At 72.7% G+C, this 13,613-nt stretch carries 12 protein-coding genes; all 12 read left to right on the forward strand.

All coding sequences use genetic code 11. The features are described from left to right. Window positions 1-126: 126 nt before the first annotated feature. The 12 genes from pyrR to coaBC all read left to right on the forward strand — a co-directional run bounded on the left by pyrR (window position 127) and on the right by coaBC (window position 13,600). Window positions 127-708: a bifunctional pyr operon transcriptional regulator/uracil phosphoribosyltransferase PyrR gene (pyrR, locus tag GA0074704_RS14185; RefSeq protein WP_088970953.1), complete on the forward strand. Its 582-nt coding sequence runs from the start codon at window positions 127-129 to the stop codon at window positions 706-708. Between the two features lie 55 nt (window positions 709-763). Then, a complete protein-coding gene (locus GA0074704_RS14190; RefSeq protein WP_088970954.1) occupies window positions 764-1,690 on the forward strand; it encodes an aspartate carbamoyltransferase catalytic subunit in 927 nt (308 codons plus the stop codon). Next, entirely contained in the window at window positions 1,687-2,964 is a 1,278-nt protein-coding gene (locus GA0074704_RS14195; RefSeq protein WP_088970955.1) for a dihydroorotase, read from the forward strand. Before GA0074704_RS14190 ends, GA0074704_RS14195 begins: the two co-directional genes overlap by 4 nt. Before the next feature lie 58 nt (window positions 2,965-3,022). After that, window positions 3,023-4,213: a glutamine-hydrolyzing carbamoyl-phosphate synthase small subunit gene (gene carA, locus GA0074704_RS14200; protein WP_088970956.1), complete on the forward strand. Its 1,191-nt coding sequence runs from the start codon at window positions 3,023-3,025 to the stop codon at window positions 4,211-4,213. Next, the gene (gene carB, locus GA0074704_RS14205; RefSeq protein ID WP_088970957.1) at window positions 4,206-7,598 is read left to right on the forward strand and encodes a carbamoyl-phosphate synthase large subunit; all 3,393 of its coding nucleotides are present in this window, start codon (window positions 4,206-4,208) and stop codon (window positions 7,596-7,598) included. The genes carA and carB overlap by 8 nt, the downstream gene beginning before the upstream one ends. Continuing rightward, entirely contained in the window at window positions 7,595-8,638 is a 1,044-nt protein-coding gene (locus GA0074704_RS14210) for a quinone-dependent dihydroorotate dehydrogenase (RefSeq protein WP_088970958.1), read from the forward strand. Before carB ends, GA0074704_RS14210 begins: the two co-directional genes overlap by 4 nt. 181 nt (window positions 8,639-8,819) lie before the next feature. Further along, window positions 8,820-10,094: an adenosylmethionine--8-amino-7-oxononanoate transaminase gene (locus GA0074704_RS14215; protein WP_088970959.1), complete on the forward strand. Its 1,275-nt coding sequence runs from the start codon at window positions 8,820-8,822 to the stop codon at window positions 10,092-10,094. 76 nt (window positions 10,095-10,170) lie between these two features. After that, the gene (pyrF, locus tag GA0074704_RS14220) at window positions 10,171-11,007 is read left to right on the forward strand and encodes an orotidine-5'-phosphate decarboxylase (RefSeq protein ID WP_088970960.1); all 837 of its coding nucleotides are present in this window, start codon (window positions 10,171-10,173) and stop codon (window positions 11,005-11,007) included. Between the two features lie 179 nt (window positions 11,008-11,186). Next, window positions 11,187-11,504 (forward strand): integration host factor, actinobacterial type, encoded by a 318-nt coding sequence (gene mihF / locus GA0074704_RS14225; protein WP_088970961.1) that lies wholly within the window; start codon window positions 11,187-11,189, stop codon window positions 11,502-11,504. A gap of 26 nt (window positions 11,505-11,530) precedes the next feature. Further along, window positions 11,531-12,064 (forward strand): guanylate kinase, encoded by a 534-nt coding sequence (locus GA0074704_RS14230; RefSeq protein ID WP_088970962.1) that lies wholly within the window; start codon window positions 11,531-11,533, stop codon window positions 12,062-12,064. A gap of 48 nt (window positions 12,065-12,112) precedes the next feature. Continuing rightward, window positions 12,113-12,376: a DNA-directed RNA polymerase subunit omega gene (gene rpoZ, locus GA0074704_RS14235; protein WP_007075826.1), complete on the forward strand. Its 264-nt coding sequence runs from the start codon at window positions 12,113-12,115 to the stop codon at window positions 12,374-12,376. Window positions 12,377-12,391: 15 nt separating this feature from the next. Beyond that, window positions 12,392-13,600: a bifunctional phosphopantothenoylcysteine decarboxylase/phosphopantothenate--cysteine ligase CoaBC gene (gene coaBC / locus GA0074704_RS14240; RefSeq protein WP_088970963.1), complete on the forward strand. Its 1,209-nt coding sequence runs from the start codon at window positions 12,392-12,394 to the stop codon at window positions 13,598-13,600. Window positions 13,601-13,613: the final 13 nt, after the last annotated feature.

Genomic DNA, 13,613 nt, shown 5'->3' on the forward strand with positions numbered 1-13,613 from the left:
ACGGCGGCCGACCCGGTGACCACTGGTAACGTGGCGTGAAGCCTCGGTCGGGCCGGACCCGGACCGGCCGCAGGTGCCAGACGTCCTTTAACGACCCGTCCCGTGAGGCGGGGAAGGAGGTCCGCCGTGGCCTGCCCACCGGCTGCCCCGTCGTCGCCACCGCGACAACCCTCGGTGAAGGTGATCCTCGCCGCCACCGACGTCTCGCGAGTGGTCGACCGCATCGCCCACCAGATCCTGGAGAAGACCCAGGGCGCCGCCGACACCGTGCTGCTCGGCATCCCCACCCGGGGTACGCCGCTGGCGAAGCGGCTCGCCGCCCGGATCAGCACCTTCGAGGACGTGTCCGTCCCGGTCGGCGTGCTCGACATCACGCTCTACCGCGACGACCTGCGCCGGCACGCCACCCGCGCGATCGGCCCCACCCAGCTCCCGCCGGGCGGGATCGACGGCAAGCGGGTCGTCCTCGTCGACGACGTGCTCTTCTCCGGCCGTACCGTCCGGGCCGCGCTCGACGCCCTCAACGACCTCGGCCGCCCGGCCTCCGTGCAGCTGGCCGTCCTGGTCGACCGCGGGCACCGGCAGCTGCCGATCCGCGCCGACTACGTCGGCAAGAACATCCCCACCTCGCTCGCCGAGAGCGTGAAGGTCACCCTGGCCGAGACCGACGGTCTCGACGAGGTCAAGTTGTACGGGGGTGCGGTGTGAGCGCGAGGAGTGCAGCGGAGCGGAGCCCCGCAGTCGCGAACGAAGGGAATCTCAGGTGATCCGCCACCTGCTCTCCGGCGCCGACCTGGACGCGGCCACCGCCACCCAGATCCTGGACACCGCCGCCGAGATGGCCACCGTCGCCGGTCGCGAGGTCAAGAAGCTCCCGGCGCTGCGCGGCCGGACCGTGGTCAACCTCTTCTACGAGGACTCCACCCGGACCCGGATCTCCTTCGAGGCCGCCGCCAAGCGGCTCTCCGCCGACGTGATCAACTTTTCGGCCAAGGGCTCCAGCGTGACCAAGGGCGAGAGCCTGAAGGACACCGCGCTCACCCTCCAGGCGATGGGCGCCGACGCGGTGGTCGTCCGGCACCCCGCCTCCGGGGCGCCGCACCGGCTGGCCAACTGGGTGGACGGCTCCGTGGTCAACGCCGGCGACGGCACCCACGAGCACCCGACCCAGGCGCTGCTCGACGCGTACACGATGCGCTCCCGGCTGGGCCGGCTCGCCGGCCTGCACGTCGCGATCGTCGGGGACGTGCTCCACTCCCGGGTGGCCCGCTCCAACGTGCTGCTGCTGTCCACCCTCGGCGCGAAGGTCACCCTGGTCGGCCCGCCCACCCTCATCCCGGTCGACATCTCGGCCGCGCTCGCCCCCGGCACCGACGTCTCCTACGACCTCGACACCGTTCTTCCCGGCGTGGACGTGGTGATGATGCTGCGGGTGCAGCGGGAACGGATGGGCGACTCCTACTTCCCCTCCGCCCGCGAGTACGCCCGCCGCTATGGGCTGGACGGACCGCGGCTGCGCCGGCTGCCGGAACACGCGATCGTCATGCACCCCGGTCCGATGAACCGCGGCATGGAGATCACGCCCGAGGTCGCCGACTCACCCCGCTCCACCATCGTCGAACAGGTCGCCAACGGGGTCTCCGTGCGGATGGCCGTCCTCTATCTCCTGCTCGGGGGGAACAACCTGTGACCGCGTACCTGATCACCAACGTCAGCGTCGTCGGCGCCGCGCCCACCGACCTGCTGATCCGCGACGGCGTCGTCGCGGAGACCGGCGTCGGCCTGAGCGCGCCGGAGGCCACCGTGCTCGACGGCACCGGGCTGGTCGCCCTGCCCGGCCTGGTCGACCTGCACACCCACCTGCGCGAGCCGGGCCGGGAGGACGCCGAGACCGTCGAGTCCGGCTCCCGGGCCGCCGCCCTCGGCGGCTACACCGCGGTCTGCGCGATGGCCAACACCTCGCCGGTCGCCGACACCGCTGGCGTCGTCGAGCAGGTCTGGCGACTCGGCCGCGAGGCCGGGCTGGTCGACGTGCAGCCGATCGGCGCGGTCACCGTCGGCCTGGCCGGCGAGCGCCTCGCCGAACTCGGCGCGATGGCCGACTCCGCCGCCCGGGTCCGGATCTTCTCCGACGACGGCCACTGCGTCGCCGACCCGAAGCTGATGCGCCGGGCCCTGGAGTACGTCAAGGCGTTCGACGGGATCATCGCCCAGCACGCCGAGGAGCCGCGGCTCACCGAGGGCGCGCAGATGCACGAGGGCGAGGTCTCCACCCGGCTCGGGCTGACCGGCTGGCCGGCCGTCGCCGAGGAGGCGATCATCGCCCGCGACGTGCTGCTCGCCGAGCACGTCGGCAGCCGGCTGCACGTCTGCCACGTCTCCACCGCCGGCAGCGTCGAGGTGCTCCGGCACGCCAAGGCCCGCGGGGTCCGGGTGACCGCCGAGGTCACCCCGCACCACCTGCTGCTCACCGACGTCAAGGCCGAGACGTACGACCCGGTCTTCAAGGTCAACCCGCCGCTGCGCACCGACGCCGACGTCGCCGCGCTGCGCGCGGCGCTGGCCGAGGGCGTGATCGACATCGTGGCCACCGACCACGCCCCGCACGCCGTGGAGGACAAGGAGTGCGAGTGGGCGTACGCCCGGCCGGGCATGCTCGGCCTGGAGACGGCGCTGTCGATCGCGCTGGACGTGCTCGGCCCGCAGTGGGACCTGATCGCCGAGCGGATGTCCCGCGCCCCGGCCCGGATCGCCGGGCTGGACTCGCACGGCCTCGACCCGGCCCCCGGTGTCCCGGCCAACCTGACCCTGGTCGACCCGGCCGCCCGCCGCACCATCGAGCCGGCGGAGCTGGCCAGCCGCAGTCGCAACACCCCGTACGCCCGCATGACGCTGCCGGGTCGCATCGTGGCGACCTTCCTGCGCGGCGAGCCGACGGTCCTGGACGGAAAGGCTGTCAAGTGATCCGAGCGAGGAACGTAGCGGAGCGGAGTCCCGCAGTCCGGATCGAAGGAGGCGCAGCGTGAAGAGACGTCCTGCGATTCTCGTCCTCGAGGACGGGCGCACCTTCCACGGCGAGGCGTACGGCAGCGTCGGGGAGACCTTCGGCGAGGCGGTCTTCAACACCGGCATGACCGGCTACCAGGAGACCCTGACCGACCCGTCGTACCACCGGCAGGTGGTGGTGCAGACCGCCCCGCACATCGGCAACACCGGCGTCAACGGCGAGGACGACGAGTCCAACCGGATCTGGGTCGCCGGCTACGTGGTCCGCGACCCGGCCCGCATCGGCTCCAACTGGCGGGCCACCGGCGGCCTGGAGGACCGGCTGGCCGCCGAGGGCGTGGTCGGCATCGGCGGGGTGGACACCCGGGCGCTGACCCGGCACCTGCGCGAGCGGGGCGCCATGCGGGTCGGCATCTCCAGCGTCGACGACGACCCGAGGGCCCTGCTGGCCCGGGTCCGGCAGTCGCCGCAGATGGTCGGCGCGGACCTCTCCGCGCAGGTGAGCACCGCCGAGCCGTACGTGGTGCAGGCGCAGGGGGAGCACCGGTTCACGGTGGCCGCGCTGGACCTGGGCATCAAGCGCAACGTGCCGCGTCGGCTGGCATCCCGCGGCGTCACCACCCACGTGCTGCCCGCCGGCAGCACCATCGACGACCTGCTGGCCACCGGCGCCGACGCGGTTTTCTTCTCGCCCGGCCCGGGCGACCCGGCCACCGCCGACGCCCCGGTGGCGCTGGCCCAGGAGGTGCTGCGCCGCCGGATCCCACTGTTCGGCATCTGCTTCGGCAGCCAGATCCTCGGCCGGGCGCTCGGCTTCGGCACCTACAAGCTGGGCTACGGCCACCGCGGCATCAACCAGCCGGTGCTCGACCGGGCCACCGGCAAGGTCGAGGTGACCAGCCACAACCACGGCTTCGCCGTGCAGGTGCCCGGCGCGCAGGCCGGTGCCGTCGTCCCCGACCAGGTGATCGACACCGAGTTCGGTGGCGTCCAGGTCAGTCATGTCTGCCTCAATGACAACGTGGTCGAGGGGCTGCGGGCGCTGGACGTGCCCGCCTTCACCGTCCAGTACCACCCCGAGGCGGCGGCCGGCCCGCACGACGCGGACTACCTCTTCGACCGCTTCGCCGAGCTGATCGAGGGCCGCGCCCTCGACCGGCAGCCCAGTGAGGGCCGGAACCACACCGAGGGGCGCACGAATGCCTAAGCGCGAGGATCTCAAGCACATCCTGGTGATCGGCTCCGGGCCGATCGTGATCGGACAGGCCTGCGAGTTCGACTACTCCGGCACCCAGGCCTGCCGGGTGCTGCGCAGCGAGGGGATCCGGGTCAGCCTGGTCAACTCCAACCCGGCGACGATCATGACCGACCCGGAGTTCGCCGACGCCACCTACGTCGAGCCGATCACCCCCGAGTTCGTCGAGCTGGTGATCGCCAAGGAGCGTCCCGACGCGCTGCTGCCCACCCTGGGCGGGCAGACCGCGCTGAACACCGCGGTCGCCCTGCACGAGGCGGGCGTCCTGGACAAGTACGGCGTGGAGCTGATCGGCGCCAACATCGAGGCGATCAACCGGGGCGAGGACCGGCAGCTGTTCAAGGACATCGTCGCCAAGGCCGGCGTACGCCTCGGTGTCGAGGACCCGGCCGCGCTGACCCCGCGCTCGCGGGTCTGCCACTCGATGGACGAGGTCCGGGACACCGTCGCCGAGCTGGGCCTGCCGGTGGTGATCCGGCCGTCGTTCACCATGGGTGGCCTCGGCTCCGGCATGGCGCACACCGACGAGGACCTGGAGCGGATCGCCGGCTCGGGCCTGGCGGCCAGCCCGGTGCACGAGGTGCTCATCGAGGAGAGCGTGCTCGGCTGGAAGGAGTACGAGCTCGAACTGATGCGCGACCGGCACGACAACGTCGTGGTGGTCTGCTCGATCGAGAACGTCGACCCGATGGGCGTGCACACCGGCGACAGCGTGACCGTCGCCCCGGCCATGACGCTGACCGACCGGGAGTACCAGAACCTGCGCGACCTCGGCATCGCCGTGCTGCGCGAGGTGGGCGTGGACACCGGCGGCTGCAACATCCAGTTCGCGGTCAACCCGGCCGACGGCCGGATCGTCGTGATCGAGATGAACCCGCGGGTCTCCCGTTCCTCGGCGCTGGCCTCGAAGGCCACCGGCTTCCCGATCGCCAAGATCGCGGCGAAGCTGGCCATCGGCTACACCCTGGACGAGATCCCCAACGACATCACCCTGAAGACCCCGGCGGCGTTCGAGCCGGTGCTGGACTACGTGGTGGTGAAGATCCCCCGGTTCGCGTTCGAGAAGTTCCCCGGCGCCGACCCGGAGCTGACCACCACGATGAAGTCGGTGGGCGAGGCGATGAGCCTGGGCCGCAACTTCACCGAGGCGCTCAACAAGGCCATGCGCTCGATGGAGACCAAGGCGGCCGGCTTCTGGACCGTCCCCGACCCGCAGGGCGCGACGAAGGAGAACACCCTCGCCGCGCTCCGGATGCCGCACGACAGCCGGCTCTACGCCGTGGAGCGGGCGCTGCGGCTGGGCGCCTCGATCGCCGAGGTGGCCGAGGCGTCCGGCGGGATGGACCCCTGGTTCCTGGACCAGATCGCCGCGCTGGTCGAGCTGCGGGCCGAGATCGTGGACGCCCCGGTGCTCGACGCCGAGCTGCTGCGTCGGGCCAAGCGGGCCGGCCTGTCCGACCGGCAGCTGGCCGCGCTGCGCCCGGAACTGGCCGCCGAGGACGGCGTGCGTACGCTGCGCCACCGGCTCGGGATCCGGCCGGTCTACAAGACGGTGGACACCTGCGCCGCCGAGTTCGAGGCGACCACGCCGTACCACTACTCCAGCTACGACTCCGAGACCGAGGTCGCGCCCTCGGACCGGCCGAAGGTGCTCATCCTGGGCTCCGGGCCGAACCGGATCGGGCAGGGCATCGAGTTCGACTACTCCTGTGTGCACGCCGTTCAAGCGCTGAGAAGCGCGCCGATCGGAGCGGTCGCTGCGTCCGGTTCCGGTGCCGGAGGCACCGGTTACGAGACGGTGATGGTCAACTGCAACCCGGAGACCGTCTCCACCGACTACGACACCGCCGACCGGCTCTACTTCGAGCCGTTGACCTTCGAGGACGTGCTGGAGGCCTGGCACGCCGAGGACTCCTCCGGCCGGGCGGCCGGCGGCCCCGGCGTGGTCGGGGTGATCGTGCAGCTCGGCGGGCAGACCCCGCTGGGTCTGGCGCAGCGGCTGAAGAACGCCGGCGTCCCGGTGGTCGGCACCTCCCCGGAGTCGATCCACCTGGCCGAGGAGCGCGGCGCGTTCGGCGCGGTGCTGGCCCGGGCCGGCCTGCGCGCCCCGGCGCACGGCATGGCCACCTCGTACGACGAGGCGAAGGCGATCGCCGACGAGATCGGCTACCCGGTCCTGGTGCGGCCGTCGTACGTGCTGGGCGGCCGGGGCATGGAGATCGTCTACGACGACGCCACGCTGCGCGACTACATCGGCCGGGCCACCGACATCTCGCCGGACCATCCGGTGCTGGTGGACCGCTTCCTCGACGACGCCATCGAGATCGACGTGGACGCGCTCTGCGACGCCGACGGTGAGGTCTACCTGGGTGGGGTGATGGAGCACATCGAGGAGGCCGGCATCCACTCCGGCGACTCGTCCTGCGCCCTGCCGCCGATCACCCTGGCCGGCTCGCACCTGACCGAGGTGCGCCGCTACACCGAGGCGATCGCCCGCGGTGTCGGGGTGAAGGGCCTGCTCAACGTCCAGTACGCGCTCAAGGACGACGCGTTGTACGTGCTGGAGGCCAACCCGCGCGCCTCCCGGACGGTGCCGTTCGTCTCCAAGGCCACGGCGGTGCCGCTGGCCAAGGCGGCGGCCCGGATCGCGCTCGGCGCCACCATCGCCGAGCTGCGCGCCGAGGGGCTGCTCCCGGCCAGCGGTGACGGCGGCACGATGCCGGCGGACGCGCCGATCGCGGTGAAGGAGGCGGTGCTGCCGTTCAAGCGGTTCCGCACCCCGTCGGGCAAGGGCATCGACTCGCTGCTCGGCCCGGAGATGAAGTCCACCGGTGAGGTGATGGGCATCGACACCAATTTCGGTCACGCCTTCGCCAAGTCGCAGTCCGCCGCGTACGGGTCGCTGCCGACCGCCGGGAAGATCTTCGTTTCGGTGGCCAACCGGGACAAGCGCGGGATGATCTTCCCGATCAAGCGCCTCGCCGACCTGGGCTTCGAGATCGTCGCCACCACGGGCACCGCGGAGGTGCTGCGCCGGCACGGCATCGCGTGCGAGCAGATCCGCAAGCACTACCAGTCGGGCGAGGGGGAGGACGCCGTCTCGCTGATCCTCGGCGGTGACGTGGCCCTGGTGGTCAACACCCCGCAGGGCTCCGGCGCCAGCGCCCGCTCCGACGGGTACGAGATCCGCAGCGCGGCGGTGACCGCGGACATCCCGTGCATCACCACGGTGCCGGGCGCGGCGGCCGCGGTGATGGGCATCGAGGCCCGGATCCGGGGCGACATGCGGGTCCGCCCGCTGCAGGACCTGCACGCCTCGCTGCGGGCCGCCCAGTGATCTTCGAACGGGTGGTGCGGCCCCGGCTCTTCGCCCTCGGTGGCGGGGACGCCGAGGAGGCGCACGAGTGGACGCTGCGCCGGCTGGCCGTGCTCTCCGGCCGGCCGGCCGCGCTGGCGGCGCTGCGGGCCCGCTACTTCCAGCGGGCCCCGCGCACGGTGTTCGGCGTGGAGTTCCCGAACCCGGTCGGCCTGGCCGCCGGGATGGACAAGAACGGGGTCGCCCTGGCGGCCTGGCCAGCGCTCGGGTTCGGTTTCGTCGAGGTGGGCACGGTCACCGCGCACGCCCAGCCGGGCAACCCCCGGCCGCGGCTGTTCCGGCTGCGCGACAGCGAGGCCGTGGTGAACCGGATGGGCTTCAACAACGCCGGTGCGGAGGCGCTCGCCGCGCGGCTGTCGGCGCTGCCCCGGCCGATCGGGGTGCCGCTGGGCATCTCGCTCGGCAAGTCCAAGGTGACCCCGCTGGACCAGGCGGTCGAGGACTACCTGGCCTCGTACCGGGCGCTGCGGGAGCACGGTGACTACTTCGCGGTCAACGTCTCCTCACCGAACACCCCGGGCCTGCGGTCGCTTCAGGACCGGTCGCACCTGGACGCTCTGCTGGCCGCGCTGGTGGGGGAGAAGCCGGTGCTGGTCAAGATCGCTCCGGACCTCACCGAGCCGGCGATCGCCGAGCTGCTGGAGGTCTGCCTGGACCGGGGCGCGGCCGGCGTGATCGCGACCAACACCACGCTGGCCCGCGACGGGCTCGCCCCGGCCGACCGGGAGACCGGCGCGCAGACCGGCGGCCTCTCCGGCCGGCCGCTGGCGGCCCGGTCCCGCGAGGTGGTCTCCTTCGTGCACCGGGAGACCGGTGGTCGGCTGCCGGTGATCGGGGTGGGCGGCATCCTCGACCCCGACGACGCCGGCCGGATGCTCGACGCCGGGGCCAGCCTGGTCCAGCTCTACACCGGCTTCATCTACCGCGGACCGGCCCTGGTCCGTTCCGCCGTCCGGGCGAGCGCGGGCCGGACGGCGGTGCCGGCGGCCGGCCGGCGGTGATCCGGGAGCCGGACAGGTCCTCGCCCGCGCCTTTGCTCTGCTGCACCCGGCGCAACGCTGCCCGTCCGGTATCCGGACGTTCGGGGTTGCGCGGGCCGCAGCAGAGCAAAGGGCGGGGGAGAGGTCCGTGCGGCCGCCCGGGCCGCGCCCGCCGTCCGCTCGACGACACGAAGGAGACCCGATGACCCCCGAGGAGATCCTGGCCGGGGACCGGGCGCACGTCTGGCATCCGTACGCGACGCTCCCGCCGGGCAGCCCGCCCTACGTCGTGGAGAGCGCCCAGGGGGTACGCCTGCGGCTGGCCGACGGCCGGGAACTGGTGGACGGGATGTCGTCCTGGTGGGCGGCGATCCACGGCTACCGCCACCCGGTGCTCGACGCGGCCGTGGTCGATCAGCTCGGCCGGATGAGCCACGTGATGTTCGGCGGGCTGACCCACGAGCCCGCCGTCCGGCTGGCCCGGACCCTGGTCGAGTTGACCCCGGAGGGCCTGGAGCACGTCTTCCTGGCCGACTCCGGCTCGGTGAGCGTAGAGGTGGCGGTCAAGATGTGCCTGCAGTACCAGCGGGCCGTCGGGCGCCCCGAGCGCCGCCGGCTCGGCACCTGGCGGGGCGGCTACCACGGCGACACCTTCCACCCGATGAGCGTCTGCGACCCCGAGGGCGGGATGCACCACCTCTGGGGCGACGTGCTGCCCCGGCAGGTCTTCGCCCCGGTCCCGCCGGGTGGCTTCGACGACGAGCCGGACCCGGCGTACCTGGCGGCGCTGACCGACACGGTGCGGCGGCACGCCGGCGAGCTGGCCGCGGTGATCGTCGAGCCGGTGGTGCAGGGCGCCGGGGGGATGCGCTTCCACCACCCGGGTTACCTGCGGGCGTTGCGCGAGGTGACCCGAGAGCACGGCATCCTGCTGATCTTCGACGAGATCGCCACCGGCTTCGGTCGTACCGGCCGGCTGTTCGCCGCCGAGCACGCCGGGGTGACCCCGGACGTGCTCTGCGTGGGCAAGGCGCTCACCGGCGGCTACCTGACCCTGGCGGCCGCCCTCTGCACCCCGGAGGTGGCCGAGGGCATCTCCGCCGGCGGGGTGCTGGCGCACGGCCCGACCTTCATGGGCAACCCGCTGGCCTGCGCGGTCGCCAACGCCTCGCTGGACCTGCTGCGCGTCGGCGACTGGGCGGCCGAGGTGGCCCGGGTGGGTGCCGGGCTGCGGGCCGGCCTGGAGCCGCTGCGCGGCGCCCCCGGGGTCACCGACGTACGCGTGCTCGGCGCGATCGGGGTGGTACAGCTCGACCACGAGGTGGACCTGCCCCGGGCCACGGCCGCCGCGGTGGCCCAGGGGGTCTGGCTGCGCCCCTTCCGCGACCTGGTCTACGCCATGCCGCCGTACGTCACCGACGACGCCGACGTGGCCCGGATCGCGGCGGGGATCGCCGCCGCCGTCGAGGCCGGCTGACCGACCGCCGGCCACCACCGCGCCGCACCGGCACCGCACCGCACCGGCACCGCACCGCAACGAGGAGAGGACGTTCATGGAGAGTTTCGGGGCCCGGCTGCACCGGGCGGTCACGGAGCGGGGTCCGCTCTGCGTCGGCATCGATCCGCATCCCGGTCTGCTGGCCCGCTGGGGGCTGACCGACGACGTCTCCGGTCTCGACCGGTTCAGCCGTACGGTGGTCGAGGCGATCGGTGACCGGGTTGCGGTGGTCAAGCCCCAGTCGGCCTTTTTCGAGCGGTTCGGGGCCCGCGGAGTGGAAATTCTTGAGTCAACTATCCGACAGTTGCGCGATGCTGGAGCCCTCGTTCTGCTTGACGTCAAACGGGGCGACATCGGCTCCACGGTCGCCGCGTACGCCGCCGCGTATCTCGATCCGGCCAGCCCGCTGTACGTCGACGCGGTGACCGCCAGTCCTTACCTCGGCGTCGGCTCGCTGGCGCCGATGTTCGACCTCGCCACCACGCACGGCGGCGGCGTCTTCGTCCTGGCGCTCACCTCGAACCCGGAGGGCGCCGCCGTGCAGCATGCCCGCGCGGCCGACGGGCGCACCGTCGCGCAGACCGTCATCGACGAGATTTCGCAGCTCAACCGGGGTGCGGAGCCAATCGGCAGCTTCGGTCTGGTGGTCGGCGCGACCATCGGCGACACCGGGCACGACCTCTCCGGGGTGAACGGTCCGCTGCTGGCACCGGGGCTGGGCGCCCAGGGCGCCACGGCGGCGGACCTCCGTACCGTCTTCGGCACCAGCCTCTCGTCGGTGCTGCCGTCGTACTCCCGGGAGGTATTGAACGCGGGCCCCGACATCGGCGCCCTGCGGGCCGCCACGGACCGGGTGCTGACCGAGTGCCATGCTGCCGTGACCGCCTCCTGACTGACTGACAGGTCGGTCACTTTCTGTTGATCATGGCGCGCCCACGTTGCCGAAAGCTCCGATGACCGCTAGTTTTCCCCGCGCTGGGAACCACGGACCCCTTTGGTTGCCAGCGACACCACGTTTCACAGATGCGGCGGCGCGTCCGGCCCGTCGCGATAGGGACCTGAGGAGAACTGGTGCCGCTCCCGTCACTGACCCCTGAGCAGCGCGCTGCCGCGCTGGAGAAGGCCGCGGAGATCCGCAAGGCCCGTGCTGAGCTGAAGGAGCAGCTCAAGCAGGGCAAGACCACCCTCGCCGCCGTCCTGGACCGGGCCGAGTCCGACGACGTCGTCGGCAAGCTCAAGGTTTCGGCCGTGCTCCAGGCGATGCCGGGTATCGGCAAGATCCGGGCCACCCAGATCATGGAGAAGCTCAAGATCGCCGACAGCCGTCGCCTGCGTGGCCTGGGCGAGCAGCAGCGCAAGGCGCTGCTTGGAGAGTTCGCCGCCAACTGAGCTGCGGAGACGTGTAAAAACAAGCAGTGAGCACGGATGGTGAGGCGCGCCCGGCGGCTCGGCTCACCGTCCTGACCGGACCGTCAGGTACGGGTCGGGGCGGTGTGGCCAGGTTGGTCCGGGCGCGTCTGCCGTCGGTGTGGGTGCCGGTGCCGGTCACCACCCGGCCGGCCGGCCCCGGTGAGACCCAGGGCGTGGACCGGCACTTCGTCGACGCGGGCGACTTCGACCGGATGGTCGCCGCCGGGCAGCTGCTGGAGTGGACCCGGATCGGGTCGTACCGCCGGGGTCTGCCCCGCGAGCCGGTGCGGGCCCGGCTGGCCGCCGGGCGACCGGTGCTGCTGCCGCTCGACCTCCCCGGCGCGCTGGCGCTGCGCGCGACGGTGCCCGACGTGCGGCTGATCCTGCTCGTGCCCCCCGGGCACCGGCCGGACCCGACCGTCACGGCCGTCGCCGAACACACCGTCCGTCACGACCACACCGGGCGGGCCGTTACCGAGCTGGTAGGCTTGCTCGGTTCTTCCTTGCTGGCCCCGGCCCAGCCGCCGTCGCGCGGTTGAGGGATCGGGCCGCGTTCGCGCGGTTACTTCAGACGCAGAGGTTCATTCGTGGGATCCATCGCCAACCCCGAAGGCATCACCAACCCGCCGATCGACGAGCTCCTCGAGAAGACCACCTCGAAGTACGCGCTGGTCATCTTCGCCGCCAAGCGCGCCCGCCAGGTCAACGCCTACTACAGCCAGCTCGGTGAGGGCCTGCTGGAGTACGTCGGCCCGCTGGTGGAGACCACCCCCCAGGAGAAGCCGCTCTCGATCGCCATGCGGGAGATCAACGCCGGTCTGCTCACCGCTGAGCCGACCGACCAGCCGTAACCAGCCCGCGCGTCGATGTCCGCCGAGATCGTCCTCGGGGTCGGCGGTGGCATCGCCGCCTACAAGGCGTGTGAGCTGCTGCGGCTCTTCACCGAGTCGGGCCACCGCGTCCGGGTCGTGCCGACCGCGTCGGCGCTGCGCTTCGTCGGGGCGCCGACCTGGGCGGCGCTGAGCGGCCAGCCGGTCGCCGACGACGTCTGGTCCGACGCGCACGAGGTGCCGCACGTCCGGCTGGGCCGGCGGGCCGACCTGGTGGTCGTCGCGCCGGCCACCGCGGACCTGCTCGCCAAGGCCGCCACCGGCCTCGCCGACGACCTGCTCACCAACACGCTGCTGACCGCCCGCTGCCCGGTGGTGCTCGCCCCGGCGATGCACACCGAGATGTGGGAGCACCCGGCGACCGTGGCCAACGTCGCCACGCTGCGTGCCCGCGGCGTACGCGTCATCGAGCCGGCGGTCGGCCGGTTGACCGGAGCGGACACCGGCAAGGGGCGGTTGCCCGACCCGGCCGAGATCTTCGCGGTGGCCCGTCGGGCCCTGCGGCGCGGCCTCGACGCCCCGGCCGACCTCACCGGCCGGCACGTGGTGGTCACGGCGGGCGGCACCCGCGAGCCGCTCGACCCGGTCCGCTTCCTCGGCAACCGCTCCTCCGGCAAGCAGGGTTACGCCTTCGCCCGCACGGCGGTCGCCCGGGGCGCCCGGGTCACCCTGATCTCGGCCAACGTCGCCCTGGCCGACCCGGCGGGCGTCGACCTGGTCCGGGTCGGCACCACCGAGGAGCTGCGCAAGGCGACCCTGGAGGCGGCCGACGACGCGGACGTCGTGGTGATGGCGGCGGCGCCGGCCGACTTCCGTCCGGCGAGCTACGCGACCGGTAAGATCAAGAAGGTGGAGGACGGCAGCGCGCCCGTCATCGAGCTGGTCACCAACCCGGACATCGCCGCCGAGCTGGGCCGCCGCCGGCGGCCGGAGCAGGTCCTGGTGGTGTTCGCTGCGGAGACCGGGGACGCCGAGGTCAACGGCCGTGCCAAGCTCGCCCGCAAGCGGGCCGACCTGATCGTCGTCAACGAGGTCGGGGTGGACAAGGTCTTCGGCGCCGAAACCAACGCGGCGACCGTGATCGGCGCGGACGGCTCGGTGCACCGGCTGCCCGAGCAGCCCAAGGAGGACCTGGCCGACGGCGTCTGGGACCTCGTTTCGCCCCGGTTGGTGCAACGGTCCTGAGCCGTGGGCACTT

Origin of the sequence: Micromonospora siamensis (genome assembly GCF_900090305.1) — a bacterium.
GTDB lineage: Bacteria > Actinomycetota > Actinomycetes > Mycobacteriales > Micromonosporaceae > Micromonospora > Micromonospora siamensis.

What these genes read in the sequence shown, in the direction of transcription:
- carB (WP_088970957.1), top strand. Translation starts at nt 4,206, where the DNA reads ATGCCTAAGCGCGAGGATCTCAAGCACATCCTGGTGATCGGCTCCGGG.
- GA0074704_RS14215 (WP_088970959.1), top strand. Translation starts at nt 8,820, where the DNA reads ATGACCCCCGAGGAGATCCTGGCCGGGGACCGGGCGCACGTCTGGCAT.
- pyrF (WP_088970960.1), top strand. Translation starts at nt 10,171, where the DNA reads ATGGAGAGTTTCGGGGCCCGGCTGCACCGGGCGGTCACGGAGCGGGGT.
- coaBC (WP_088970963.1), top strand. Translation starts at nt 12,392, where the DNA reads ATGTCCGCCGAGATCGTCCTCGGGGTCGGCGGTGGCATCGCCGCCTAC.